The sequence below is a fragment of the Ferroplasma acidarmanus Fer1 genome (assembly GCF_000152265.2).
In the GTDB taxonomy this organism is placed as follows: Archaea; Thermoplasmatota; Thermoplasmata; order Thermoplasmatales; family Thermoplasmataceae; genus Ferroplasma; species Ferroplasma acidiphilum.
The window spans coordinates 1,105,429-1,131,059 of the sequence record NC_021592.1; the positions used below are offsets into that span (position 1 = coordinate 1,105,429).

42 protein-coding genes and 1 tRNA gene are annotated in these 25,631 nt (G+C 38.9%); 33 read left to right on the forward strand and 10 right to left on the reverse strand.

What is annotated here, in order from left to right; genetic code table 11:
• From rpl4p to FACI_RS10390, 29 genes are read left to right on the forward strand one after another with little or no spacing between them, the layout of a single operon-like run.
• Entirely contained in the window at positions 1–771 is a 771-nt protein-coding gene (rpl4p, locus tag FACI_RS05635) for a 50S ribosomal protein L4 (protein ID WP_009887164.1), read from the forward strand.
• Positions 772–1,020, forward strand: coding sequence for a 50S ribosomal protein L23 (locus tag FACI_RS05640; protein WP_009887165.1), 249 nt, complete (start codon positions 772–774; stop codon positions 1,018–1,020). It begins immediately after the preceding gene.
• A 10-nt stretch (positions 1,021–1,030) separates the two neighbouring features.
• Positions 1,031–1,729, forward strand: coding sequence for a 50S ribosomal protein L2 (locus tag FACI_RS05645; RefSeq protein ID WP_009887166.1), 699 nt, complete (start codon positions 1,031–1,033; stop codon positions 1,727–1,729).
• Positions 1,723–2,178: a 30S ribosomal protein S19 gene (locus FACI_RS05650; protein WP_009887167.1), complete on the forward strand. Its 456-nt coding sequence runs from the start codon at positions 1,723–1,725 to the stop codon at positions 2,176–2,178. The genes FACI_RS05645 and FACI_RS05650 overlap by 7 nt, the downstream gene beginning before the upstream one ends.
• A 4-nt stretch (positions 2,179–2,182) precedes the next feature.
• The gene (locus tag FACI_RS05655; protein WP_009887168.1) at positions 2,183–2,632 is read left to right on the forward strand and encodes a 50S ribosomal protein L22; all 450 of its coding nucleotides are present in this window, start codon (positions 2,183–2,185) and stop codon (positions 2,630–2,632) included.
• Positions 2,633–2,636: 4 nt separating this feature from the next.
• Complete coding sequence (locus FACI_RS05660; protein WP_019841600.1) at positions 2,637–3,305, forward strand: 30S ribosomal protein S3; 669 nt, start codon at positions 2,637–2,639, stop codon at positions 3,303–3,305.
• Complete coding sequence (rpmC, locus tag FACI_RS05665; protein ID WP_009887170.1) at positions 3,289–3,486, forward strand: 50S ribosomal protein L29; 198 nt, start codon at positions 3,289–3,291, stop codon at positions 3,484–3,486. Before FACI_RS05660 ends, rpmC begins: the two co-directional genes overlap by 17 nt.
• Complete coding sequence (gene yciH / locus FACI_RS05670; protein WP_009887171.1) at positions 3,483–3,782, forward strand: translation initiation factor; 300 nt, start codon at positions 3,483–3,485, stop codon at positions 3,780–3,782. The genes rpmC and yciH overlap by 4 nt, the downstream gene beginning before the upstream one ends.
• A complete protein-coding gene (locus FACI_RS05675; RefSeq protein WP_009887172.1) occupies positions 3,779–4,081 on the forward strand; it encodes a ribonuclease P protein component 1 in 303 nt (100 codons plus the stop codon). The genes yciH and FACI_RS05675 overlap by 4 nt, the downstream gene beginning before the upstream one ends.
• Positions 4,078–4,398, forward strand: a complete 321-nt coding sequence (locus FACI_RS05680) for a 30S ribosomal protein S17 (RefSeq protein WP_009887173.1) — start codon at positions 4,078–4,080, stop codon at positions 4,396–4,398. Before FACI_RS05675 ends, FACI_RS05680 begins: the two co-directional genes overlap by 4 nt.
• A complete protein-coding gene (gene rpl14p, locus FACI_RS05685; RefSeq protein WP_009887174.1) occupies positions 4,399–4,797 on the forward strand; it encodes a 50S ribosomal protein L14 in 399 nt (132 codons plus the stop codon).
• A 9-nt stretch (positions 4,798–4,806) separates the two neighbouring features.
• Positions 4,807–5,307 carry a 50S ribosomal protein L24 gene (gene rplX, locus FACI_RS05690; RefSeq protein WP_009887175.1) on the forward strand — a complete coding sequence of 167 codons (501 nt, stop codon included), beginning with the start codon at positions 4,807–4,809 and terminating at the stop codon, positions 5,305–5,307.
• Positions 5,297–6,013 carry a 30S ribosomal protein S4e gene (locus tag FACI_RS05695; RefSeq protein ID WP_019841601.1) on the forward strand — a complete coding sequence of 239 codons (717 nt, stop codon included), beginning with the start codon at positions 5,297–5,299 and terminating at the stop codon, positions 6,011–6,013. The genes rplX and FACI_RS05695 overlap by 11 nt, the downstream gene beginning before the upstream one ends.
• Entirely contained in the window at positions 6,003–6,530 is a 528-nt protein-coding gene (locus tag FACI_RS05700; protein ID WP_009887177.1) for a 50S ribosomal protein L5, read from the forward strand. Before FACI_RS05695 ends, FACI_RS05700 begins: the two co-directional genes overlap by 11 nt.
• Before the next feature lie 5 nt (positions 6,531–6,535).
• Positions 6,536–6,694 (forward strand): 30S ribosomal protein S14, encoded by a 159-nt coding sequence (locus FACI_RS09965; protein ID WP_009887178.1) that lies wholly within the window; start codon positions 6,536–6,538, stop codon positions 6,692–6,694.
• 10 nt (positions 6,695–6,704) lie between these two features.
• The gene (locus FACI_RS05705) at positions 6,705–7,094 is read left to right on the forward strand and encodes a 30S ribosomal protein S8 (RefSeq protein ID WP_048074184.1); all 390 of its coding nucleotides are present in this window, start codon (positions 6,705–6,707) and stop codon (positions 7,092–7,094) included.
• Positions 7,095–7,106: 12 nt separating this feature from the next.
• Positions 7,107–7,652 carry a 50S ribosomal protein L6 gene (locus FACI_RS05710; RefSeq protein WP_009887180.1) on the forward strand — a complete coding sequence of 182 codons (546 nt, stop codon included), beginning with the start codon at positions 7,107–7,109 and terminating at the stop codon, positions 7,650–7,652.
• Complete coding sequence (locus FACI_RS05715) at positions 7,642–8,046, forward strand: 50S ribosomal protein L32e (protein WP_009887181.1); 405 nt, start codon at positions 7,642–7,644, stop codon at positions 8,044–8,046. Before FACI_RS05710 ends, FACI_RS05715 begins: the two co-directional genes overlap by 11 nt.
• A complete protein-coding gene (locus FACI_RS05720; protein ID WP_009887182.1) occupies positions 8,043–8,519 on the forward strand; it encodes a 50S ribosomal protein L19e in 477 nt (158 codons plus the stop codon). The genes FACI_RS05715 and FACI_RS05720 overlap by 4 nt, the downstream gene beginning before the upstream one ends.
• Positions 8,497–8,970 (forward strand): 50S ribosomal protein L18, encoded by a 474-nt coding sequence (locus tag FACI_RS05725; protein ID WP_009887183.1) that lies wholly within the window; start codon positions 8,497–8,499, stop codon positions 8,968–8,970. The genes FACI_RS05720 and FACI_RS05725 overlap by 23 nt, the downstream gene beginning before the upstream one ends.
• A gap of 2 nt (positions 8,971–8,972) precedes the next feature.
• Entirely contained in the window at positions 8,973–9,638 is a 666-nt protein-coding gene (locus FACI_RS05730; RefSeq protein ID WP_009887184.1) for a 30S ribosomal protein S5, read from the forward strand.
• Positions 9,616–10,110, forward strand: coding sequence for a 50S ribosomal protein L30 (locus FACI_RS05735; RefSeq protein ID WP_009887185.1), 495 nt, complete (start codon positions 9,616–9,618; stop codon positions 10,108–10,110). The genes FACI_RS05730 and FACI_RS05735 overlap by 23 nt, the downstream gene beginning before the upstream one ends.
• Positions 10,091–10,498: an uL15 family ribosomal protein gene (locus FACI_RS05740; RefSeq protein ID WP_009887186.1), complete on the forward strand. Its 408-nt coding sequence runs from the start codon at positions 10,091–10,093 to the stop codon at positions 10,496–10,498. Before FACI_RS05735 ends, FACI_RS05740 begins: the two co-directional genes overlap by 20 nt.
• Entirely contained in the window at positions 10,491–12,251 is a 1,761-nt protein-coding gene (gene secY, locus FACI_RS05745; protein WP_009887187.1) for a preprotein translocase subunit SecY, read from the forward strand. The genes FACI_RS05740 and secY overlap by 8 nt, the downstream gene beginning before the upstream one ends.
• 2 nt (positions 12,252–12,253) lie before the next feature.
• The gene (locus FACI_RS05750; protein ID WP_009887188.1) at positions 12,254–12,796 is read left to right on the forward strand and encodes an adenylate kinase; all 543 of its coding nucleotides are present in this window, start codon (positions 12,254–12,256) and stop codon (positions 12,794–12,796) included.
• Between the two features lies 1 nt (position 12,797).
• A complete protein-coding gene (locus FACI_RS05755; protein WP_009887189.1) occupies positions 12,798–13,484 on the forward strand; it encodes a DUF106 domain-containing protein in 687 nt (228 codons plus the stop codon).
• Positions 13,481–14,023, forward strand: coding sequence for a (d)CMP kinase (gene cmk, locus FACI_RS05760; RefSeq protein WP_009887190.1), 543 nt, complete (start codon positions 13,481–13,483; stop codon positions 14,021–14,023). Before FACI_RS05755 ends, cmk begins: the two co-directional genes overlap by 4 nt.
• A gap of 27 nt (positions 14,024–14,050) precedes the next feature.
• A complete protein-coding gene (locus FACI_RS05765; RefSeq protein ID WP_009887191.1) occupies positions 14,051–15,106 on the forward strand; it encodes an RNA-guided pseudouridylation complex pseudouridine synthase subunit Cbf5 in 1,056 nt (351 codons plus the stop codon).
• Positions 14,991–15,713, forward strand: coding sequence for an NOP5/NOP56 family protein (locus FACI_RS10390; protein ID WP_236940637.1), 723 nt, complete (start codon positions 14,991–14,993; stop codon positions 15,711–15,713). Before FACI_RS05765 ends, FACI_RS10390 begins: the two co-directional genes overlap by 116 nt.
• On the opposite strand, the gene purF is transcribed toward FACI_RS10390, so the two are convergent.
• The 5 genes from purF to FACI_RS09800 form a co-directional block, all read right to left on the reverse strand.
• Positions 15,704–17,128 carry an amidophosphoribosyltransferase gene (gene purF, locus FACI_RS05775; RefSeq protein ID WP_009887193.1) on the reverse strand — a complete coding sequence of 475 codons (1,425 nt, stop codon included), beginning with the start codon at positions 17,126–17,128 and terminating at the stop codon, positions 15,704–15,706. The genes FACI_RS10390 and purF overlap by 10 nt on opposite strands.
• Positions 17,049–17,213, reverse strand: coding sequence for a 50S ribosomal protein L37e (locus tag FACI_RS09975; protein ID WP_009887194.1), 165 nt, complete (start codon positions 17,211–17,213; stop codon positions 17,049–17,051). Before FACI_RS09975 ends, purF begins: the two co-directional genes overlap by 80 nt.
• Before the next feature lies 1 nt (position 17,214).
• Positions 17,215–17,469, reverse strand: coding sequence for an LSM domain-containing protein (locus FACI_RS05780; RefSeq protein WP_009887195.1), 255 nt, complete (start codon positions 17,467–17,469; stop codon positions 17,215–17,217).
• Between the two features lie 91 nt (positions 17,470–17,560).
• Positions 17,561–18,010, reverse strand: a complete 450-nt coding sequence (locus FACI_RS05785) for a phosphate-starvation-inducible PsiE family protein (protein ID WP_009887196.1) — start codon at positions 18,008–18,010, stop codon at positions 17,561–17,563.
• A gap of 35 nt (positions 18,011–18,045) precedes the next feature.
• On the reverse strand, positions 18,046–19,023 hold the full coding sequence (locus tag FACI_RS09800; RefSeq protein ID WP_009887197.1) for a class I SAM-dependent methyltransferase: 978 nt from the start codon (positions 19,021–19,023) through the stop codon (positions 18,046–18,048).
• An 87-nt stretch (positions 19,024–19,110) separates the two neighbouring features.
• Between FACI_RS09800 and FACI_RS05795 the strand changes: the two genes are divergently transcribed.
• Complete coding sequence (locus FACI_RS05795; RefSeq protein WP_009887198.1) at positions 19,111–20,055, forward strand: alpha/beta hydrolase-fold protein; 945 nt, start codon at positions 19,111–19,113, stop codon at positions 20,053–20,055.
• Between the two features lie 101 nt (positions 20,056–20,156).
• Here the strand turns inward: FACI_RS05795 and FACI_RS05800 are convergent, their stop codons facing one another.
• On the reverse strand, positions 20,157–20,684 hold the full coding sequence (locus tag FACI_RS05800) for a PadR family transcriptional regulator (RefSeq protein WP_019841607.1): 528 nt from the start codon (positions 20,682–20,684) through the stop codon (positions 20,157–20,159).
• Between the two features lie 120 nt (positions 20,685–20,804).
• Between FACI_RS05800 and hemL the strand changes: the two genes are divergently transcribed.
• From hemL to FACI_RS09980, 3 genes are read left to right on the forward strand one after another with little or no spacing between them, the layout of a single operon-like run.
• The gene (hemL, locus tag FACI_RS05805; protein WP_009887200.1) at positions 20,805–22,067 is read left to right on the forward strand and encodes a glutamate-1-semialdehyde 2,1-aminomutase; all 1,263 of its coding nucleotides are present in this window, start codon (positions 20,805–20,807) and stop codon (positions 22,065–22,067) included.
• Positions 22,058–22,915, forward strand: a complete 858-nt coding sequence (gene hemC, locus FACI_RS05810) for a hydroxymethylbilane synthase (RefSeq protein WP_009887201.1) — start codon at positions 22,058–22,060, stop codon at positions 22,913–22,915. Before hemL ends, hemC begins: the two co-directional genes overlap by 10 nt.
• A complete protein-coding gene (locus FACI_RS09980) occupies positions 22,902–23,621 on the forward strand; it encodes a uroporphyrinogen-III synthase (protein ID WP_009887202.1) in 720 nt (239 codons plus the stop codon). The genes hemC and FACI_RS09980 overlap by 14 nt, the downstream gene beginning before the upstream one ends.
• Here the strand turns inward: FACI_RS09980 and FACI_RS05815 are convergent.
• The 4 genes from FACI_RS05815 to eif1A form a co-directional block, all read right to left on the reverse strand.
• Positions 23,603–23,677: transfer RNA gene (locus tag FACI_RS05815), tRNA-Met, on the reverse strand. The genes FACI_RS09980 and FACI_RS05815 overlap by 19 nt on opposite strands.
• Before the next feature lie 41 nt (positions 23,678–23,718).
• Positions 23,719–24,276 (reverse strand): KH domain-containing protein, encoded by a 558-nt coding sequence (locus FACI_RS05820; protein WP_009887203.1) that lies wholly within the window; start codon positions 24,274–24,276, stop codon positions 23,719–23,721.
• Complete coding sequence (locus FACI_RS05825; RefSeq protein WP_009887204.1) at positions 24,269–25,033, reverse strand: serine protein kinase RIO; 765 nt, start codon at positions 25,031–25,033, stop codon at positions 24,269–24,271. Before FACI_RS05825 ends, FACI_RS05820 begins: the two co-directional genes overlap by 8 nt.
• Positions 25,023–25,355: a translation initiation factor eIF-1A gene (gene eif1A / locus FACI_RS05830; RefSeq protein WP_009887205.1), complete on the reverse strand. Its 333-nt coding sequence runs from the start codon at positions 25,353–25,355 to the stop codon at positions 25,023–25,025. The genes FACI_RS05825 and eif1A overlap by 11 nt, the downstream gene beginning before the upstream one ends.
• Positions 25,356–25,631 lie beyond the last annotated feature (276 nt).

Consider the following 25,631-nt stretch of genomic DNA (forward strand, 5'->3'; position numbering starts at 1 on the left):
ATGAAAACTAACGTTTATTCTATTGAGGGAGAAGTTACAAAGGAAATAGAACTTCCACAGGTATTCGAGATAGAAACCAGGGAAGATTTGATACACAAGGCATTCAGGGCAATTTCGCTGTCTATGAGGCAACCTTACGGGTCTAGCCCATTGGCAGGAACAAGAAGAGTGGGCCACAATCTTGGACCTAACCATGGTATCTCAAGGATTCCAAGACTTGCAAGCGGGTCGAGGGGAGTTCTTCTGGCCAGCATGGTAGGTGGAAGAAGTGCCCTATCACCACGCAGTGATAAGGTTTTATATAAAAAGATCAACAAAAAGGAACGCAGGCTTGCTAAATTAAGTGCGATCGCCTTTACTGCAAATAAGGAACGCATACTGCAGAGAGGGCATAGAATTTCAGAGGAATCTATTGAAAAGTTAACGTTTCCTGTCGTAGTAGAAGATGATATTGAAAGTATTACAAAGGTTAAGGACGCAGTTCAGGTGTTATCAAATCTTGGTGTTTATGACGATGTATTAAGATCTAAGGACGGGAAGAAAATAAGGGCCGGACGTGGAAAAATGAGAAACAGAACATATAAGCAACCTAAAAGTTTACTTATTGTTGGTTCTTCTGTGGAGAGCTTAAGGGCTTTTGCTTCACTGCCAGGCGTTGATCTTGCTTCACTTAATAGCCTTAGCATAACCAAACTCGCACCTGGAGGAAATCCAGGGAGATTGACAATTTATACTGCATCCACAATTGAAAACCTTAGGGAGGTGAATTAAATGGATTATGTTATATCTCCGGTGGTTACAGAAAAGACCACATTGATGATGGAAAAAGAGAACAAACTCACTTTCATAGTTGACCGCAGAGGCAGAAAAAAAGATATAAAGAAGGAAATAGAAGAAAGATTTGACGTAAAAGTAATTGGATTAAATATCCTGATAACCAAAAAGGGTAAAAAGGCAATAGCTAAATTATCCGATGATTACTCCGCAGAGGAAATAGGCGGCAGAATAGGAATATTCTAAGGTGAATATAATGGGAAAACATATAGTAGCACAGAGGAGAGGACACGGTTCATTAACATACAGGAGCCCGAGTCACAGGCATCTTGCTGAAATTAAGCATCTTTCCAATGGAAATTACAGTATAGATGATATAATTCAGGCACCGGGTAGAAATGCACCGTTACTGTCACTTAAAAATGAACAGAATGAGATCAGTTATATGATAGCTTTCAACGGAGCTTTCAAGGGCCAGAAATTGTATGCAGGGGAGGTCGGCAATTCAAACAACGGCACTACCACAACACTATCAAAAATAGAAGATGGAACATATGTATACAATATAGAAAACCATCCCGGTGATGGCGGGAAGTTCTGCAGAACTGCAGGGTCTTCCGGACTGATAATAAGCCATGGCAATTCAGTTTCAATAAAATTACCATCTGGTAAAACCAGGGAGCTTAATCCAAATTGCAAGGCAACTGTCGGCGTGGTAGCTGGATCAGGAGCCAGGGATATACCAATATTAAAAGCTGGAAAGCATATAAAATATCTTCAAAGCAAGGCCAAAAGGCCGTATACCGTCAGGGGTGTAGCAATGAATGCAGTAAATCACCCACATGGTGGTGGAAATCACCAGCATGTTGGAGGTCCAAGCACTGTAGCAAGAGGATCACCACCAGGAGCAAAGGTTGGTAGATTATCACCAAAAAGGAGGGATAAGAAATGGTAGTTAGAAGACAGGTATCTGTAAAATCGATAAAGAGAAGATCACGAAAGGCTCAAAAAGCCATTACGGGAAGAGCTAGAGAGTTCTCCTACCGTGGAAAAACTATAGAAGAACTTGAGCAGATGGAACTTCCGGAGCTTCTGGAGTTGTTCCCTGCCCGTGTAAGAAGATCCTACAATAGGGAAATGAATCACGAGCAGCAGAAACTGTTTGATGATCTTCTCGGGGATAAGGAAACATTGAAAACACATGTGAGGGATGTAATAATCCTGCCACAATTTGTGGGAAAGAAAATAGAGCTATATAATGGCACATCCTATTTGAAATTTGAAATCAAGCCGGAAATGATAGGCCATTATCTAGGTGAGTTTGCGCCAACAAGAAAAGAGGTAAAGCATTCCGGTCCAGGAGTCGGAGCTACAAGGTCATCAAAATTCCTGCCACTGAAGTGATATTATGAAAGGATACAGTATTGATAAAATGCCGGAAAAGCATGCTAGAGCACAGGTTAAAGAGACCGATATATCTCTGAAGGATGCAGTTAACGTAGCCCATTTCATCAGAAATATGGATCTTGAGGCAGCAAAAAATGCCCTTAACCTTGTTGTTGAGAAGAAAATGGCTGTGCCCTATTTCAGGTACCTTGATTCCGTGTCACACAGGAAAGGCATAGGTCCTGGAAGATATCCTGTAAAGGCGGTCAAATCATTCCAGAAATTGCTTGATGATGTATCAGCAAATGCCGAATTTAAAGGCTTAACAGATGATTTAAAAATATTCCATATCTCCGCATCTAAGGGAAGGATGATTAAGAAATTCACTCCCAAAGCATACGGCAGGGCAGGTGCGAATTTCAAAGATCTGATCAATCTTGATATAGTCGTAATAGAAAATGAAAAGGAGTGATATGATGAAGGAGAAAAAATTTGTAAGTGACAATATTAAAAAACTGCTGGTTACTGAATACCTGCAATCAGAGAACGATAGTGCCGGTTTCGGTGGTATGGATATGAAGCGTACCCCTTTCGGAACCAATATAACGCTCTATGTTAACAGGCCAGGGCTTGTTATCGGCAGGCACGGATCTAAAATCAAGGCAATGACCAGCATTCTGGAGACCAAATATGGTTTAGAATCTCCCCAGATCGAGGTAAAGGAGGTAGAGAACGCTGATCTTAACCCGCAGGTTATTTCTAAAAAAATAGCACTTTCCCTTGAAAAGGGGTGGAATTACAGAAAAGCAGGAAATACCACATTGAGGAGAATAATTGATCAACACGCAAGGGGAGTATTAATCAGGATCGGTGGAAAGATATCTGGAGAGAGAGCAAGAACCCAGAAGTTTATGTATGGAGAAATTAAATATTCGGGTGAACCTGCAAGGGCTGGTGTCATAACCGGGTACTCAGTTGCAATGCTTAAAACCGGTGCCATAGGAATTTACGTAAGGCTGCTAAGGCAGGATTACCATTTACCGGATGAGATATCAATAAACACAGAAAGAAAAATACCAGTACCCGATAAAAAATCGATGCCAGAAGAAAGTAAAGAGGTAGAGGAAGATGGAACTAAAAGCTAAGGAATTAAGGGCAATGTCCGATGAGGAAATAAATGAGAAACTTAAGGCCTTAAAGGAATCCCTTTTGAAAGAGAGATCAGCTATAGCTATGGGTGGTGCTCCAGCAAGCCCGGGCACAATGCACTCTATAAAAAAGCAGATTGCAAGGATACTTACTGTTATGGAGGAAAAAAGAGAATGAAAGATAAAGATTTCACAGGAATGCCAAAAGAACTGCAACCATGGGAAGGATTTAACCGTGACAGTGAGCTTATTAAAATAAGTGTAGATAAAAGAAGGTATGGAAAGCTTGTAACTGTTATAGATGGTATTGATCCGAAAACAGAGAACATAAACGACATCGCAAAAACATTAAAAAAGAAAGCTGCCTCAGGCGGAACGGTCAAAGATGGTAGGAGTATTGAATTGCAGGGGGACCATCGCGATGTTATGAAAAAGGAACTGGAAAGCATGGGATTCAAGGTGCAGATGGCATGAATGCAAATGAAGTCTATTTAATGGAATTTATCGGCAAAAATATAACGGTAAAAAATTCACATAACATTAAAAATGTAGGCATTAAAGGCAAATTAATTGACGAAACAAAAAACATGATGTATATATGGAATGGGTCTAAAATATGCAGCATACAGAAATCAGGCACCATATTTGGAATCGAATTCAATGAAGGTGCACATTACGATATTAATGGAGATGCCATATTAATAAAGCCTGAAGATAGAACAAAGGAGAAAAGAAAAATATATAAAAAATTAAGGGGGTACGAATCAAGATGAATAATATAGGAATAGATGTGAAACCACCTGAAAAGGAATGCAATGATATTAATTGCCCATTTCACGGTGAACTTCCTGTCCATGGTCAAATACTGGAGGGCAAGGTTGTTTCAGTCAAAATGAAGCGTAGTGTTGTAATACGGAGGGAAGCCAAGGTATATGTTAAAAAATATGAGAGGTATATAACAAAATTTACCAAATACCATGCTCATCTTCCAGACTGTATAGACGTAAAAGTTGGTGACAGCGTTAAGGCTGCTGAATGCAGGAAACTGGCAAAAACCATAGATTTTGTGGTTATAGAAAGGGTGAACTAAATGAAGGGTATTTCAGGAAATGAATCAAGGGGGCTGCCTCTCGGGGCTGTTATTCCATGTGCTGATAATACAGGGGCTAAAATGATTAGCCTCATAGGGGTTAAAGATTTGCATACTGTGGCTAGAAGAATACCAGCTGCTGGTGTCGGTACCCTATTTATTGCCAGTGTTAGAAAAGGAACACCGGAAATGAGGGCAAAGGTCGTCTATGCAGTTGTTGTGAGGCAGAGAAGGCCATATAGAAGGGCAGATGGCAATATTATCGAGTTTGAAGATAATGCTGCTGTGCTTGTAACCCCGGAAGGGGAAGTAAGGGGATCAGAAATTAAAGGCCCTGTTGCCAGGGAAGCCGCAGAGAGATGGCCAAGAATTGCCGCAATTGCGTCAACTATAGTGTGAGGTATTATAATGTTAAATACAAAAATAAATGTGTCTCTGAATCGCGATCTGAAGAAGAAATATGGCATCCGCCGTTTCCCGGTCGTTAAAGGAGATATAGTAAAGATAGTATCAGGTTCAAGGAAAGGCGAGAGTGGCAAGGTTATAGGTGTCAGCCATAAAACTAAGAAGATAGCAATAGAGGGCATAACAATTGCCAAGGCCGATGGAAAACAGGTTGAGTATTATATTGACCACAGCAATCTTGTGGTCACCAAACTGGATCTTTCAATAGAAGGCAGATTTAACAAGATTAAAGAAATAACAGCCAGGAGAAACCTTCCAACGCCTGAACCAGAAAAACCGGCGGAGTCGGAAGCAACACCGGTAGAATCTGAGCCAGTTGATGTAGGAGAAAGCAGTGGCGAAACTATTGACCTTCCAGAAGATAACGGGGACGAACTTGAGGAAGATAATAGTGACACTGAAGAAACAGACGATATAAAAGAGGATGATGATAATGAAAACTAAAATAATGATGGCTTCGAGAAAACTGAAAATTCCAAGAAAAACAAATTTCTGGTCAGTTACTCCGACTCCAGCCACCCATAGCAAGGAGGATTCCATTCCGATGCTTATTGCTTTAAGGGATTACCTTAAACTCGGGGATAAGGAACGTGAAATTACCAGGATACTGAATAACAATATGGTAAAAGTCGATGGCAGGATAGTTAAAGATAGAAGATTTCCTGTTGGATTCATGGATGTTCTTTCAATAGATACACTGGAAAATGACTATATAATTGTTTATGACAGGAAGGGCAAACTTGTAATTCGCCAGAATGCCCCTGGCAACAAAGGATTGAAATTATTTAAAGTTGTTAAAAAAACTATTATAGGTACAGGGAAAATACAGCTTGGTTTCCATGATGGAAAAACAATAGTTACCGATAGAAAAGACATAAACACTTCCGATGTCCTATTAATGAAGATACCTGACCTTGAAATAGAAAATGTGCTGAAAATAGCTGAAGGAGATAAAGTGTTTATCACCGGTGGTTCACACGTTGGCGAACTTGCCACTATAAAATCTATCGAGGTAAAAAAATCATCAGTTAAGAATATGGTATATCTTAACGAGGGCTTTTCAACAATAAAAGATTATATGTTTGTCGTAGGCACGCCCAAGTATACCTTTAAAACACCGGAAATAGAGGTGATATCAAATGATGAGTAAAACAGATAACCCGATGAGGAAAATCGCCATAGACAAAGTAGTAATAAATATTGGTGTTGGTGCAGCCGGCGAGAGGCTTACAAAAGCAACCAAGGTTATAGAATTATTGACGGGCCATAAACCCGTGATTACAAGTGCTAAGAAAACAATAAGGGATTTCAACATAAGGAAAGGGCTCAACATAGGCGCAAAGGTCACCCTCAGGAAAGATGATGCTTATAAATTCCTGAAAGAAGCATTTTATGCGAAGGACTATAAAATTCCTGTGTACTCCTTTGATAAGCAGGGAAATGCCTATTTCGGGATAACAGATTATACAGATTTCAAAGGCATGAAATATGATCCGGATATAGGAATATTCGGAATGGATATCGCTATAATACTTAAACGGGCAGGCGGATACAGATTGCCACGCAGAAGGATTGCACCCAAGAGTATACCAAGAAGCATAGGAATATCAAAGGAAGAAACAATACAGTTTCTTGAGGAGAACTTCAACGCTCAGATTGTGAGGTAATATCAATGCAGGTAAAATTACAACCAAAAAAGAATTTCGGGCATTCTCAGGGATGCGTCAGATGTGGAAGGAAAAGAGGTCTGGTAAGAAGATATGGTATCAGAATGTGCAGGCAATGTTTCAGGGAAACGGCTGAGAAGATCGGTTTCCGTAAATACAGTTGAGGTGATATTAATGAAAAGTGATCCGTTAAATGATGTAATAAATACCATAAAGATGGCCTCGAGAATAGGTGAAAACGAGATAACCATAAGCCCCGCTTCGAGAATCATAGGGCGTGTCCTTAAAGTGATGCAGGATTACAACTACATAAAGAGCTTTGAGGTAATAGAAGAAGAAAGAGGTGGCAAATTCAGTGTTGTCCTTAGCGATACAATAAATAACTGTGGTGTAATAAAGCCAAGGCTATCTGTTACAAGATCTAGCATAGGAAGATATGAATCAAGATATCTACCCGCACAGGATTTCGGCATAATAATACTTACTACCACTAAGGGTGTTATGAGCCACCTTGAAGCCAGGAAATTTGGGATAGGTGGAAAATTGCTGGCCTATGTTTACTGAGAGGTGGAATGAATGGTAAATTGGAAAGATAAAATGGAATTAAAAATACCTGAAGGAATAAGTTTAGACATTGATGGCACTGTCATTAATGTTAAGGGAAAACTTGGGGAAGCCTCAAGGAATTTCAGGGATAAATACGTAAAGGTATACAAAAAGGAAAATTCAATAATAATAGCGGTTAGCAAGGAAAACAAGTTCACAAACGGAATCATAGGAACATGGTATTCCGAACTAAAACTTGTTTTTCACGGTGTGTCCAATGGGTTCAAATATGAAATGAAAATAGATTTCACCCATTTCCCTATGAGGGTTTCAGTACGTGGAAATGAACTGCACGTTGAAAACTTCCTGGGCGGGAAAGCCCCGAGAATTGCAAAGATCAAAAATTGCAAGGTATCGGTAAAGGGGGACCGTGTAATTATTGAAGGCATTGACAAGAGGGACATGGGGGATACAGCTGCTAATATAGAAAGAGCAACTTATATAAAACATTTCGATGCCCGTGTGTTCCAGGATGGAATATATCTGCTTAAGGGGGTGAATCCGGATGAGTTATAAGCCCTTATTAACTAAGGAACAGAAAGTACTATTAAAGAAAAAAAATGAAGTAAATAGAAGAAGAGTAGAATTCCACAGGCAGGAATGGTTCAGGTATAAGAAATTTGATGATTCATGGAGAAGACCGAGAGGAAAGCATTCAAAGCTCAGAACACATCTAGGGTACAGGTCTCCTGTAGTCGGCCCCGGGTATAGAACCCCGAGAGCTGTAAGGGGCCTTCATCCATCAGGATTCAGGGAAGTTCTTGTACACAATGTAAATGAACTGTCTAAAATAAATCCTGATCTGGAAGGTGCAAGAATTGCATCTTCTGTTGGATACAGAAAAAGAATAGATATAGAATCTGAAGCTGATAATCTCGGCATACACATATTTAATAGGGTGGTCAAATGAAAATGTCCAGCGTTAAGGAAATATCAGCAGATGAGCTTAAGGTTGGCATATCCAGAGTCTGGATAGATACAAATAATCTTGATAGGGTACTGGATGCAACATCCCGTGAGGATATAAAGAAACTGATAGGCCTTAATATAATACAGAGAAGGGATAAGAAGAACCATTCAAATCAGAGACTGAAGAAAAGAATAAACCAGCTAACCAAAGGCAGAAGAAGGGGTCCGGGTTCTGTCAGAGGAACAAAATATGCGAGATATCCAAGAAAGAGAAGATGGATAACAACCATAAGGGCTTTAAGAGATGAACTGAAAACCTTAAAAGAGAAAGAATCAATCGATAAAACAACATACCGCAAATATTACAGAACCATAAAGAGCGGGTCTTTCTCTTCAAGGGCACAGCTTGTTTCTCACCTTAAAACGGAATCATTGATAAAGGAGGATAAACATGAAAACGACACCAGTACTTAAAAGAAGAAATCTGGGCATAACAGACTACCAGAAACGATACAGATTATTAAAGTCAAACGTGACACGTGCAGTTGTAAGGCCAACAAATAAAGGACTCATGATTGAATTTGTTGATTACAGCCCTTCTGGAGACCTGGTAAAGGTTACTGTTACAGACAAGACACTGCAAAAGGAATACGGAGTATATGGCAATAACATTCAGGCTATGTACCTTGCCGGCTACCTTGCAGGCAAAAAGGCAGCAGAAAAGGGAATAGAATCAGCAATATTTGATACAGGAAGGTATAAATTTATACACGGAGGCCGATTAGCTGCAGCATTGAAGGGAATAGTTGATTCCGGGATAGAAATACCTGCCAGCGAGGATGTATTCCCTGACGAATCCAGGATAAATGGTGAACATCTCAAAAATAAGGTGGATATTTCAAAATACGTTAAAAAAGGTGAATAATTATGGATGAAGAATGGATTCCGAAGACGGAACTTGGAAGGCTGGTTGCAAATAACGAAATTCAGAGTATAGGAGATGCTTTACATACAAAGCTTCCACTTCAGGAATATCAAATAGTTGATTATCTAATTCCTGATCTGCAGGATGAGGTAATTAACATAGAGAGAGCCCAGAGGATGACTGACTCCGGGAGAAGAATGAATTACTCAATTACTGCAGTAGTAGGCAACGGAAATGGATATGTTGGTATCGGAAGGGGCAAGGCAAAGGAAGCTGCTCCAGCAATAAGAAAAGCAATTAACAATGCAAAAACAAATATCATAGAAATTAAAAGAGGGTGTGGATCATGGGAATGCGGATGTGGAAGGCCACATTCACTCCCATTTGAAATCATTGGAAAATCAGGTTCAGTTGTGGTTAAATTAAAGTCAGCCCCCCAGGGAGTCGGGCTTGCTGTCGGTGATGTAGTGAAAATTATACTTAAGATGGCAGGAATAGAAGATGCATGGGGATTCGCATCAGGCCACACAAAAACAACAGTAAATTATGCACTTGCAACATTTGATGCACTTAAGAAAACTGTATCGATGAAGATGAATTCGCAGATTAATCTAACAACGCCCATATACGTAGGAGGAATAGAACATGATAGCAATAATAAGAATTAGAGGAAGCACTGGCATAAAGCCATTTGCAGGGAAAACGGCTGAACTGCTGAACCTTAACAGGATTAACCATATGGTTCTGTTTCAAGAATCTGAAAGTTTAAACGGTATGTTGAACAGGGTCAAAGATTATGTAACATGGGGGGAGGTTGACACTGAAACCCTTGAGTTGCTTCTTAAGGAAAGGGTACTCCTTAATGGAAGGAAAAAATTGACGGAAGATTATCTAAAATCATCCGGTTACTCTTCTATAGAAGAGCTGGCAAAGGCTTTGTCAGAAAACAAAGTAAAGATAAAAGACCTTCCTGATGTAAAACCTGTAATAAGGCTCAATCCGCCAAAGGGCGGTTATGAAGCAATACAGAAGCCATTCCATCAGAATGGTTCTGCAGGTTACAGGGGCAGCAAGATTAATAACCTTATTAGGCGCATGATTGTTCCAGGGGTAGATTTAAATGGTAAGGACAAAAACTAAAAAATTAAGAGGAGGCCATTATGGCAGAGGCATGAAATCCGGAAGAGGAAAAGGAAAGCGTGGAGGAAGCGGTATGGCCGGGCTTGGCGGGCATAAGAAAATATGGCTGATCATTCACGACAAGAACCATTACGGTGTCCATGGATTTACAAGCCATTCAACTACATATGAAAATCCTATAACACTCAGACAGCTGAATGATAGGTATGAAGTGCTCAAAGCCAGCGGATATGTAGAAAATGACGTTATAGACCTGGAAAGTGCTGGATACACAAAATTACTAGCAAGCGGAAATTTTGAGATCAAATGCAAAATCAAAATTCCCAAGGCTACCGAAAAATCTATTAATAAGCTTTCCAATCATGGTATCACGATAGAACATGACTGAAATCCGTAGAAATAAGGGAGCGGCTATCCCAGTAATATTCATATTCGCTCTTTTTATTGTTGTATTTTATTATTTTTCTCATTATACAGGACTAAAGCTGTTCATACTGGGCTTGTTATCATCCCCATTATTTATTATTGCATACCTGTTATTGAGTTATAAAGGACCGAAGAAGAGCAGGCTATATGGGCTGGAAAATCTTACCGCAAAGTTGCCTGCAATTAAGAAGGCTAAGGGACACGTACCGTTTAAATATAAATTGATGTGGACTGCTGTAGTAGTGCTGATATATTTTGCACTAACGAATATCTACATATATGGATTAAACACATCGAAAACAGTGGATGTTTTTGCTTCATTCAGGGCAATATTCGCCGGTGCATCAGGTTCATTAATGGATCTTGGCATAGGCCCAATAGTCACAGCCAGTATAGTAATGCAGCTTTTCGCCGGAGCAAAAATATTTAACCTGGATCTGAGTGATTCCAGTGATAAGGCTATTTATCAGGGTTTCCAGAAACTTCTGGTAATAATAATGATATTTGTTGAAGCTATACCCCAGGCCTTTGGATTTCTGGTACCTGATGCAGGGCTTGTCTCAAACATAGCCCATGTTGTTCCTGGATACGGTGAGTTTCTGGCACAATCAATAATTATATTGCAGCTATTCTTTGGATCATACCTTGTATTTCTGATGGATGAAGTAGTATCAAAATACGGTATAGGTTCTGGAATTTCGCTCTTTATAGCAGCAGGTGTGTCACAGCAGTTGTTTACCGGCACATTTAACTGGATTCCATCAACTATAACTTCTCCATTATCATTATCTAATCCTCCTGCCGGAGCAATACCAAAGGCACTTTACCTGTTTATCAATGCTCCCGGTTCATATCTAACAAATACAGGAATGGAGCAGATTCTTTTCGCACAGCCAAATCCTATGATTGCACTGGTTGGAACCCTGCTTATATTCTTTGTGGTTGCATTCTTCCAGAGTAGCAAGATAGAATTGCCTATAGCGCATGAACGGGTGCGGGGAGCACGGGGACGGTATCCTTTGCAGCTTTTATATGCATCTAACATACCGGTAATACTTGCGACTGCCCTGCTGGCAAATATCTCAATGTGGACACTTCTGTTCTGGGATAGTCCGGTCTTGAGTAAAATTCCTATACTGGGGCATAGCCATCTCTTAGGTTCGTATGCAAGTGCTGCGCAGATCTCTGCGTTGGGAATATCCAGCACAACTCCCACCGGAGGTCTCGCGTATTATCTGTATACGCCTAACGGCTTATCGGACTGGTTGTTCCCCATATTGCAACCATCTGTATCTCAAAGCGTGTTATTGGGTCACACGCCTGTGGAGGAATTAATACATATTGTGGTATTTATGGTGTTCCTGGTCGGATTCAGTATACTCTTCGCAAAATTCTGGATTGAAACAACCAACATGGGTCCAGATGCAGTTGCGAAACAGATACGGTCCAGTGGCATGCAGATACCGGGTTTCAGAAGAGACCCCCGTATAATGGCAAAGGTGCTTAGCAAATATATACCAGCCATAACCATATTCAGTGGTGCTATAGTTGGTATCCTTGCGGGGGCTGCAGACCTTATCGGGACGGTAGGTGATACCAGTGGAACCGGCTTGCTTCTGGCCGTGGGAATAGTAATCCAGTTCTATGAAGCAATGGGAAGGGAACAGCTTATGGAAATGCATCCTCTGATAAGACAGTTCTTCAATGGTGGATAAAAATGAGAGTAGTTATTTCAGGAATACCGGGTGTAGGAAAATCTACAATACTTGATATGGTTTCAAAGAAGTCTATGTACGAAATTATCAATTTCGGGTCACTTATGTTTGACATGGCCAGAGACCTTGATCTGGTCAAATCCAGAGATGATATAAGAAGGCTCGATGTGGATACTCAGAGAAATCTTCAGAAAAAAACATCCAACCAGCTGGGAAAGATGGATAATATCATTATCGACACACACATGTCAATAAAATCTCCTGCAGGTTACCTTCCGGGGTTGCCAGCATGGGTTCTTAATGAACTGATGGTGTCGTCATACTTTCTCATTGAATCAACTCCTGCAGAAATTAAGCGGCGCCGTGACAATGATTCCACAAGAAGCAGGGATGAAGATACTATCAATGACATAGAAGAACACCAGCAGGTTAACAGGTATTATGCCGCAGCATATTCTGTATACTCTGGGGCCACAATAAAGTATATATACAATCCAGACAATCATCCAGAGATAGCAGCAGAGGCTATTTTGAGAGGTTTATAATATGCAACAGGGAAATAATAGGCCAGCACAGAATCCGCAGATGACTAAGTTCATGATGATAGAGTTTGTTTTCATGTTCGCAGGTCTCGGGTTAATATTCATTATCAGTGATCCATCAATAAGAAATCCTCTGGGGCACTACCTTAATTATGTTTTTATGCCATTATTAGGTTTTAATTACGAACTGCCGATTTTGACTTTAATGCTTACCGGAATAGTTCTGGGTCTTATATCTTCAATACCAAGGTATTTCTTCACTGATTGGCTGAAAATGGGAAAAACACAGATGATTAGTAAGGCATACCAGAAAGCTATGAGGGAAGCGTACAGGTCTGGAGATCGTGCAAGGCAGCAGAAATTACAGAAATTGTCAATGCAGAGGCAGATGGACCAGGCTGCACTTTCAATGAATACAATGAAACCACTTATGGTCACAGAAATATTCTTTTTCCTGATATTTATATGGCTATACGTCTTTATGCTTACAATACACTACCAGTATGTTTCAATGCCCTGGGATTTAAATCTTAACATAGTTACATCAAAAATATATATTATGCCACTGTGGATGGCACTATACACACTTGGAAACCTTGCTGTAGGATACTTCGTTACCAGTATTATGAAATTTGTGGACTTTACATACAAACTAAGAAAATTGGATGATGACTCAGCGCGTTCACTATGATAATAACAATCAGCGGAGAATCAGGATCAGGCAAAACTACAGTTGGCAAATTGCTGGCTTCCAGTTTAAATTATAAATTTTTTTCTGGCGGTTATTTTTTCAGGAAGAAAGCTGAAGAATATAACATGGATCTAATTGACTTTAGCAATTATGCGGAGCATCATCCTGAAATTGATAAAGAAGAAGATAGGATGATTGTTGAATTCATGCAGCATAATGACGATATTATACTTGAATCAAGATTATCGGGATATATGGCATATAAGAATAATATAAATGCTATTAAAATTTATTTGAACACAGATATTGCCACCAGAGTTGATCGATTAGCCAGCAGAGACAAAGGAGTAGATAGGGCTGGAATAATGACGCGGGCAAGGTCAGAGTTTTTAAGATATATGATTTTCTATGGAATAGATTACCGGGTTTTTACAAACTATGACTATATAATAGACACAGACCATATATCTCCTGAGAATATTGTTAACGATATAGTAGACTTTTACAATAAATTCGAACCTGATAAAAACAAAGGTTAAAATCAGGTTTATAATAAACTATAATCTATGTATGCTTCAAATTCAACCCCGGAAGAAATAAACGGTTTTATCGTGATAGACAAGCCGAAGGGCCCGACCAGCCACCAGATCGATGCATGGGTCAGGGAAATCACAGGTGAAAAAAGAGTGGGCCATATAGGTACACTGGACCCGAATGTATCCGGTGTCCTTGTAATGGCACTTGGAAAGGCCACAAAACTGATAGATATAGTACACGAAAGGCCAAAAGAATATATATCTGTTATGAGGCTTTACTCCACTGCTGATACAGATAATATAATGAAGGTGTTTAAAGAATTCACCGGGAAGATTTACCAGTTGCCCCCTGTGAGGTCAGCAGTTTCAAGGCAAGTCAGGGAAAGGACAATATATAATATGGATGTACTGGAAATTCAGGAAAAATTAATACTTTTCAGGGTTAAATGTGAGTCAGGGACATATATACGGACATTATGTACGGATATGGGCTATGTAATTGGTACAGGGGCCCAGATGGCGGATTTGAGAAGGCTTTCAACAGGGCAGTTTAATGAATCGCATATACACACCCTGCAGGAACTCAGCGATTCAGTAGTTTTAAAAAAACAGGGAGACACATCATTGTTTGACAATATGGTAATCCCTATGGATTTCGTTTTCGCCGATTCTCCAAAGGTTGTCGTGAAAAATACGGCAATAAAAAATATTATGCACGGTTCGGATATATACCCTTCCGGAATAAAAGCCCTGATAGGGGATATACACAAGGGAAGCCGTGTTGCTATATACTCTGGTGATAATGAGCTGCTTGCCTTTGGCACAATGCTCGTGGACAGTTTAAATGACCTTAAGGCAGTGGACCTTGATGGAATATTGAGTGATAAATATGGAGAAAATAATGTGGTACGGAAAAATAATAGACAAAAAAATATACCTGTACAGAAACCTGCAAAAAGATTACATGAACATATTAGAAAGCCTGAGGCAAGGGATAATCCCGGAAACGGAAGAGACATGTTCAGAAAAAATCCCGGATTTAAGGGAAATCCTTCTAAAATTCGAAAAAGAAAGAATAAATTCTGAATTTTCCCACGATCAGTACATCATAAAAGTTTATTCTGTTAAAAAGGAATTAGAGGAAATAATTAACCTGTATCTGGAGAAGCTTGTTTCAATATACACTTTGCTTGATATAAAATATAACAATGATCCCTGCCTTTATTTCTCAAAATTAAAAAATGCAGGATTGCAGGATGTGGATAATGCGGCCGCTGAGATGGGAATCAATATGTGTAGCTTCAGGTCTTATCTGGACAATTATCTGGGCAATGAAATAGAAAAATACATGCCACATACAGTATCATTGATAGGGAAAACACTTGCACTTGACTTTCTTCTTAAATCTGGCAGCCTGGAAAATCTTGTGAAATACCCGGCTGGAACCCTACAAATACTTGGTGCAGAAAAAGCTTTTTTTAACCATATGAGGAAGGGCACACCACCACCTAAACATGGAATTATTTTTAACTATCCCGGGCTTTCTGCATTGCCACCAAACCAGCGTGGAAAGGTTGCCAGGGCAATAGCAAATAAGATGGCAATAACATTGAAAATGGATTTTTTTAAAACAGATGGAGATACTGAAGGAATGGTAAATGAAATTAAAAAGAAAATGAATATTCAGGTGTAATTTGGCTTTGCTCCTTCCGGTATGTCATCAGGGTATATTCCGGTAAGGCATCCCAGGCATAACTCATTCATCCCTATGCTCTCTTTTAACCCTTCTATTGATATGTAGGCGAGGGAGTCAGCACCTATTTCCTTTCTAATATCTTCTATTGAATTGTTGTTTGCAATGAAATCATCCTTGGTTTTCATATCAACACCAAAATAACATGGGGCTATTATCGGTGGTGAACCCACACGGACATGGACTTCGGTAGCTCCGTCTTTTCTCAGAATTCCTATGATATGCCTCATTGTGTTGCCCCGCACAATGCTGTCATCTACCAGAACAACCCTTTTTCCGTTTATCACGGATTTAATGGTATTAAGTTTGATTTTAATTGCATTATACCTTGATTCCTGGTCAGGAAGTATAAAAGTCCTGTCAGAGTATCTATTCTTGATTAACCCTTCACTGTAAGGTATTTTAGAATATACAGAATACCCAAGTGCCTGTGACCTTCCGGAGTCAGGCACCGGAACAACCACATCGGCGTTTACAGGGTTTTCAGTTGCAAGCCTTACGCCTATGTTATACCTGACATCAAAAACTTCCTTTCCGTCAATTATGCTATCCGGCCTGGCAAAATATACATATTCAAACATACAGTGTGATTTCTCATGTTCTATGGTAAATATGCTCCTGTAGCCTGTTTCCCTGATCTCTATTAATTCTCCCGGTTTCACATCCCGGATAACCTTCCCGGAAACCGTGTCAATTGCTGCACTCTCAGAAGCCACTATATATCCATCATTATTCTTTCCAAGTATGAGTGGCCTGAATCCGAAAGGGTCTCTCAGAGCATATAATGTATCATTGATAAGAATAGCCAGCGCATAGGCACCCTTAATTTTCAGCATGGCTTTTTTAATCCCATCCCTGATGCCGTATTTATTGATCTCACTCACAATTTCTGTGAGCATAACCTCTGTATCGCTGGAGCTATAAAATATGTAACCCTTTTCTTTTAGTTTTTCCCGCAGGTCATGTGCATTGGTAACCTCACCATTATGGGATATGCCTATATATCCCATGGAGGAAGATATTACAAATGGCCCTGCATTCTCAACACCCTTGGATCCTGCAGTTGAATACCTGTTATGGCCTATTCCTATTCTCCCCTCTAAAAATTCATCCCTGAACACTTCGGATACAAAACCCATACCCTTTTTTATATGTATTTTTCCATCAAAAGTAGCTATGCCTGAACTCTCCTGCCCCCTATGCTGCAGTGCCCTCAGTGCAAAAATTATATTGGTATATGCATTGTTGCCTATATATCCGACAACAGCACATTCTTCACTTGGCTTTTGCCCAGTTGTAATGTCTAATTCTGGGGGATGGAAATCCACAGTAAGAACACCTTTTTTCCCTGACATTGTAGCTGTTATGGCCGCATCTCCTGCATCTTATGTGAATCTTTTTAGTATTAGCCTTCCCCATTGATGCTGTTCCATTGCTCATTTTATTCACCTCCCGGTGGAGACACGAAAATTATATTGTCTCCGCGCAATAGCATCATGCTGAAAGTTCCCTTGTTTTCATTGTTTATAGTCTCTGTAGCATTTTTCAGCACAAGATTCATGTATATATCGTATCCTTCCAGTATACCCGAGTACATTCTGTTGCCCTTAACATCTATCATGATGTTCTTTTCAAGTGAGTTTTTCAATGTTTCCATTGGTTTGGGAACATATCCTGACCTATTATTGTTAACCATTTATTATCACCAATTTAATGGATGTATCATTATCCTAAATGGTGATTAGAAAATAATATAATAACTTTTATGATTTATAACCCTGAATATTTCATAATTCATTTTTCCCTGCTCCGGAGATTACAAGCAGATACCTGGAGGCTACCAGTGCAAATATAAGTATTGAAAATCCTATGATTTCGTAGACATTTACAATCCTAAAAATATGTACGGTAAAGACAGTCACTATTATTTCCCTGGCAGTGAACGATATGGCACCATTTATAATGTAAAGGATAGTATCACCTTCACCATGGAAAAATTCCACAACACTTTCATATATTTCAAATATTACAACTGCAAGAAGGGAGTCCTCTACTATAATATCAATAAAAGAATATATGTAGGTTTCAATGGAAGATGGTGAATTTACTGCCCCCACCACTGAATAATAAATTCCTATAAACATATGGAGAATAACTGCAACGAATGCTATCAACAGCAAAGACCTTAATAATAGTGAAACAATGTTTATGAATTTTTTATCGAAATGCTTTTCCATTTATTTGTATAAGATATATGCATATTAATGTTTATTTATAGTATCCGGGTCACATTAAATATAGTATTCATGTGTTGATAATGTGGCCCTACAGATTTCACCTTTGTATTTTCAATGCATTCAATAACATAACCCAATTTCCTTGCAATATCTATAATGACATCCTGAGTGCTATTCATACTCTCAGTTGGGGTGAGGTAATGCATTGAAATCTGCGTTCCAATCCTTGAACGCAGAAGTGCAGCTACCATAAAATTAATAGAATTAAAATTGCCCATAATTATGTAATCTGCCTGCATGGCTGGCAATACTGCCCGTGAATCTCCTGTGTATATATCTACCTTTGATTTAATCCTGTTCACCTGTAAATTCTTTTTTAGATAATGTATGGAATCTGGGTTAATATCGCACATTACCATTCTGGCAGGCCTGCTATTTTTTAAAATTTGCAGTGAGAAGTACCCTATCCCACAGAACATATCAAGGATAATCATGCCTGTAAAATCTATAAATTTCATTTTGCTTCTGGTATTTATATTTCCTGGCGAAAACATGACTTTTTGCAAATCCATAATATAGGAAACTTCAGACTCCCTTACCACTGTTTCCCCACCATTCCCGTAAATTAATTTGAGCGATGGTTCCCTCTTAATTCCCTGAATTTTGCCGGTCTCCACATATACATTGTCAACTTTTAACCGTGATGCATATTCATGTGCAACCTTCTGGCTTATGCTGGATTTGAATATGATTGAATTGCCAAGCCTGATATATGAAGCTCCTGTATTTTTCAATCCCTTACGTCCAGGTTTTTTTCCTATTACTGTAAATGCATCTTCACGCGGCTTGAAGTCATGCGTGATAGATCCGTCAATATGCCTGATAAGAGGAATGTATACATAATTTTCATCCTGTTCAATATGGTAAGTAGTGTCAAGCAATCCCAGTGCCCTATACTTTTTTATGGCATCATCTGCAGAAATTTTGCTGAACCTGATGCAACTTCTTTCCATTGCAGGTAGATTAAATCATACAATTTAAGATTTATAAATTGCGGCAAGATTTAATTAAAAATAAATATTTTTCAGTAATACCTATATATGCCTTTACAGTCAGAACTCGTTGATATTAAAAGCAAAGTTTTGAGAAACAATGCACTTGGAGACCCTGATGAACGGAAAATCCTTGTCTTCCATCCAGAAGAGCTTGTTCCCGGAGCACCATTGCTAATAGAGCTTGCCGGGCTGAACGGAACGCCAAAGTTGAATAACCGTTTTTCACAGGTACTGAATAAGTTATACAAAAAAAATATGCTGGGCAATGCAGTGATAATTAACCCGGATTTTTCTACAAAATATCATGTTAACCAGTATACGAACTCTCCAGCCGCAGGCAACTATGAGGATTTTATAATTAAAGAGATTATTCCTTTTATTTCAGAAAGGTATAAAACCGGGAAAACTGCCCTTTTTGGAAAATCTTCCGGGGGATTCGGGGCTTATACACTGGCTGCAAGAAATCCAGAAATTATCAATGGATTTGCAGACCATTTCGGTGATAGCGGATTCGAATATGTGTATATTCCGGATATCCCGGTTACATACAGGGAACTTGGAGATAAAGATATAAATGAATACGTTAACGAAAAATCCCTTAAAGAAGACCTCAACGACAATGAAATAAGGACACTTAATATAATTGGCATGTCGGCCTTTTATTCATATAATAATTCTGAATCTGGATTCGACCTCCCATTCGATAGAAAAACCGGCATGTTCCGTGACGATATATGGGGCCGCTGGTCCAGCTTTGACCCTGCCAGAAATGTAGATAATAATATTGAGAACCTGAAAAAACTCGACGCAATTTATCTTGATGTCGGGATTAAGGATGAATATAACCTGTATATGGGGATGAGGTCTCTGCATAGAAAGATGGAAAATTTCAATATAAGCCACAGGTATAATGAGTTTGATGGCGGCCATTTTTACAACACGCCAAGGTATGAGGAATCACTTCCGTTTCTTGTTGAAAAATTGAGTTAAAATTAATAATATTTTTAATATCCCTTGCAAAGGGTGCCGTAACACTTCAAGCGTTTAAGCAGAAATAAAATTAAAATAAATTAATAAATTTTAAAATAATATTATTTGAACGTACCAAGCTGGCTGTTTATTTTTTTAATCCTGTCCTTTTCCGTGTCATTCAATTTGCTGGAGTTGTCAATAATGAACTGTGCATAATCTTCCATTCTTTCCAGAATGGTATCTATGCTGTTTATTTCCTCCTTGCGCTGGTTCCACGGAAATATTGTATCTTTTACTACCTCTTTTCCCTTCTCTGTTGCCTTGTAGTATTTTTTATTGTTGTCTTCCCTCATTTCAAGATAGCCTTCTTCATACAATTTTCTCAGTGCAGGATATATGACTCCGGGTGATGGCACCCATCTTCCTTCTGTTCTCCGGTCTACTCTGTCTATTACATCCACACCTGTTATCTCCTCACTGGAAGCCATATTAAGTATGAGATATTTCAATCCAAATCCATGCATTCCACGCCTGTTTTCTCCTGAACCCATTCTGTGGTGTCCCATATTTCCCATACGATGCCCCATCTCACCATTCATTCCATTGCAATCCTTTTCATCTTTTTCACTGTATCTTTTTCCATACATATATATCACCAGATATCTTTTATAGATATCTAAATTAGATATCGATAATAGATATTTAAACATTGTGGTTTTTCAGCCAGGCTGCGTAAAAAAATAAATCCTTAATAAGAATGTAGATACATGAGATCATCGGAATTATTTAAGGAAGCGCTGGAACTGTTCCCTCTGGGCGTAAATTCACCTGTTAGATATTATTCACCTGAACCTGTAATGTTTGCCCAGGGGCATGGTTCGAAAATTTTAGATGTAAATGGAAAAGAATACATAGACTATTCCCTGGGATTCGGCCCTATGATACTTGGGCATGCAAACCCTGATGTTTCCAATCACATAAAATCACAGGTTGATAAAGGAATCTTATTTGGCTCTATAAGTGAGAATGAAATAAAACTTGGCAAAACCATAAAGAATGCTGTGGGTTCCATTGAAAGGCTAAGATTTACAAATTCCGGGACTGAAGCCACAATGCATGCCATAAGGCTGGCAAGAGGATTCACGGGGAAAAAGTACATTGTAAAAATGGAAGGCGGATACCACGGTGCACATGACTATGCCCTGATAAAATCCGGCAGTGGCACCATGACATTCGGAGTTCCATCTTCTGCAGGTGTACCGGAGGAAGTTTCCAGAACAGTGCTTGTTGGGAGATACAATGACGCTGAAAGCATTGAAAAGCTGTTCAAAGAACACAGGAATGAAATTGCTGCGGTAATTACAGAACCGGTTCTTGGAAATATCGGTGTTATAAATCCGGAGAATGATTTTTTGAACTCTCTACGGGAAATAACTGAGAAATATTCATCCCTGCTCATATTTGATGAAGTAATAACCGGCTTTAGATTCGGATTTAAGGGATATCAGGACATTGCAGGAATAAAACCTGATCTTACCACTATGGGAAAAATTATCGGGGGAGGCGCTCCTGTAGGCATGTTTGGCGGGCGTGAAGATATTATGGCGCATGTAGCCCCTCAGGGTGATGTATACGAAGCGGGAACGTTTTCGGGGAATCCTTTGACCATGGCTGCAGGAATTGCAACTCTTGACCAGTTAAAGAGCAAGGATTATTCAGCCATAACTAACTATGCAGCCAGGCTTGAAGAAAAACTTAACTCATTGATATCTGAGTACAATATTGATGCGACTATCAATAGATGCCACTCCATGTTCCAGATATTTTTCAATAAGAATAAGGTGACCGATTACAAGGGAGCAACAGCATCAGATACAGAAAAATTCAATAAAATGTTCCATACGTTACTGGAGAAGGGCATATTTTTCCCTCCAAGCCAGTTTGAAACCGAGTTTGTAAGTTTTGCCCACTCAGAAACTGATCTGGAATCTACCGTGGATGCCTTTTCATCGGTGTTGAAATGCCTGTAACAATTGGCACAAGAAATAGCAAACTTGCACTGATACAGGCAAACAGTGTGAAAGATGCCCTGGAATCCAGAGGTTATGAAGTTAACATAAAGAGCTACACATCTGCAGGTGACTCAAATAAAAATATTCCATTGTATCGCATGAGTTCTACCGGTGTTTTTGTGGATGAATTGAATGAACGGGTACTGAAAGGTGAGATTGACCTTGCAGTGCACAGCGCAAAAGACATTCCATCAAATATACAGAAAGGGCTTGAAATCACAGCAGTAACGGGAAGAGATGATTTCAGGGACGTTTTAATCTCACGGACACCATTGGAAGAAATGACAGCAGGTTCGGTAATAGGCACATCCAGCATGCGGCGGATCAGGCAAGCCATGACAGTGAATCCAGAAATAACTGTATCAGATATCAGGGGAAATATTGATACCAGGATATCAAAGTATACGGAAAAAAAATACACTGGCATCATCATTGCCATGGCTGCTTATAAACGGATGAAACTGGATATTGAACATTTTATCCTCTCTGAAGAACAATTCCTGCCAGCGCCGAACCAGGGTATAATTGCTATAGTTGGAAAAAGCAATTCCCCCGCCTCCATTATATCTGGAGAAATCAATGACAGAGAAACATATAGAGACATGAAGAACGAACGGTTTATCGCTACATCATTAAATCTAGGGTGTTCCATGCCCGTTGGAATACTTTCAAAAGATGGAAAAATAAAAACAAGGTTCTATTCACTGGATTCTGATGAACACAGGGATATGGTGTTCAGTGCGGAAAACCTGGATTCTGTTGTAGAACATATAAAAGAGGGGATAAGTGACTATGGATACTTCTAAATACATAATTACTACACGGCCTGGAATTAAATTCAAGCCTGTAAAAACTCAATGCATAGATATATTGAATATACCTCTCACTTCCATCCAGGCACGCAATTTTGATGAAAATATAGGTAAGGAATTAATTCAGGCAAAGCCAGGGGTAATAGTGCTTACAAGTTCATTTGGAGCCATGGAATTTTTTAAAAATTATTATAAATTTACAGTAAATCCGGATTTTGTAGCAATAGGGGAAAAAACTGCGGGCATAATAAGAAAATATGCCGGAAATGTAAAGGTTCCAACAGTAAAAGATTCATACGGGGTACTGGACCTGCTTTCAGGGTATGAAAATACAGATATTGCCTTATTCAGAAGCAATGAATCCAATAATATTATCAGGGAATCTTTAACCAGAAGGGGTGTAAAATACCATGAATATCATGTATACGATGTAATACAGCTGGAAAATACAGGATTAAAGGACTCATTTCTTTCATCCAGTTGCAATGGAATATTAGTTACATCATCTATGGAGGCGAGGATATTTAGAGAAACTATTGGAACCTATACCGGTGGCAAAAAAATTTATTCAATTGGGAAAATAACTACTTCCACACTGGAATCACTTGGATATAAGGTATCATTAACAGGAAATTCTGATTTCGAAGCCATGATAGAAAAAATAGACAAGGAAAACTGCAATAGCGGGGAATGGATTTGAACCATTGATCTACGGGTTATGAGCCCGTCGGGATCTCCTGACTACCCTACCCCGCTGTAATTATGTATTGCAAGAAAGAATATAAACTTTAACGATTTCAACTCCCGCCGAAGCTTTCTTCCATCTTCCTGAACTTTAATTCTCCGACATTTTTTTCAAGATAAGAGTATACGGTTTTGTGCTTTCTTCCCTGCAAAATCATGTTTACCGCTTCCCTTGCATATTGAATTGATATAAAATCACCCAGTATTGAAACAGTATTTCCACTTATAGAAATATATGTTCCTGTTAATTCTTCAATTATCTCCCTCGTATGCCCCTCTTTTCCTATTAACCTCCCACGTATTTCTTTTATCCTTTTGGCATCTTTGTTTACAAATTCCTTAATGGATATTACTATGAGTTGAACACTGTCATCAAATAAGAGCATGGCTTTTTCCGGATTGAAACCCCTTGCTATAGCCTGAACAACGTTTAATGCCATCAGGGCCTTCAATGGATCATTTTTCTGGTATACGGTAACTATTGCATTTTCTGAATCAATATCCAGTTTGGCTTTGCCTTCTTCTTCTATTTTAGCTTTTACTGTCCCTTCCTTTCCTATAAGCACCCCTATTCTGGCAAAGGGGACTTTAATATTTCCTATTTCAAGCATGTGTATCACCTTTAACATAACTATAGAGTTCTATAGGGTCACATTTAACCCCTTTTTTAATAAAAAATGTTGATATATTTTTTATATCCCTTTTCAGGAACTCCAGTGCCATAGGATGTTTTGTGGACACCGATTGCCCAACATCTATGATATATGGGTTATTTCTGTAATATAATATATTATATTCGCTGAGATCAGCATGGACTATGCCGGCTTTATTATACATCTTCCATATAGCCTCCCTCAATTTAACATAAATTTCATCAAAACCTCCATTGAGATCTTTAATTTGCAATGCTGGCCCTTTAGAACTCCCAAGATAGGACATTAGAAGTATATTTTTATAGAATCCATAGGGCTTAGGTGCATGGACTCCAGAATCCCTGAGGCTTTGAAGATTTGTAAACTCCTTTTGTGCCCACACAAATACAAGATTTGACCGGTTAATTTTTTCCTTATCAAACCGGTAATCACCTTTTATATATTCCATGGTATTGGAAAATTTTAATGTAGACATTTTATAAATTTTAAGCGCCCTGGTAATCCCATTTCTTAACTTAACATTGAAGATCAGTGATTCCTTGCCGCTGGAAATTGGAAAATCAATGTAATCTATATCATATTTTTTAATAACTTCATAAATAGCATTTAACGTTCTCCTGTCAAATACAAGGCCGTATGTTTTCCTATCAAGATTGAGCCTGTTGGAAAATTCATCCGATTCAATTAATTGCTTCAGTGCACTTTTATCGTTCATTGAATACATCTATAATCTCTGGCAACATCCTGTTACGGCTAAGGTATAATGCCTGGGTCCTTGTGTACCTGTAAATTATATCTCCCTTTTCATCCTGGAAATCCCATGGTTTCACAATAACAAGGTCGCCTTCCCTTATCCACATCCTTTTTTTCATTTTGCCAGGTATTCTGCAATTTCTTGTTGAGCCATCCTCACACATAACGGTAAGGCGTGATGCACCGGATAATTTTTCAACTATTCCGTATATTTCTCCCTTTCTTTTATTGGGTGTAATAACCCTCGTAATATTTTCTCCATTATCTTCTATTTTATGATCCATATATATAATACATAATCATATGCAGGGATATAAATATAATCCAATTGCATGCACTTTATCTTACCGGAGTATAGGCAAATAGGCCGCACATGCCGTGGGATTAATTTTGGCAATATCCTCTATTACATTGAAATTCTGGTATTTTAAAGCACATAATAATTTCTAAGCTTTTATATTAGCATTCTCTAGATTAAATATAAAATTACCGGTGGATATGCAAGAAACAATGTATTCTTCCATGAATATTTCGGAAATTTGCTTGCTAAATTCCGTGTC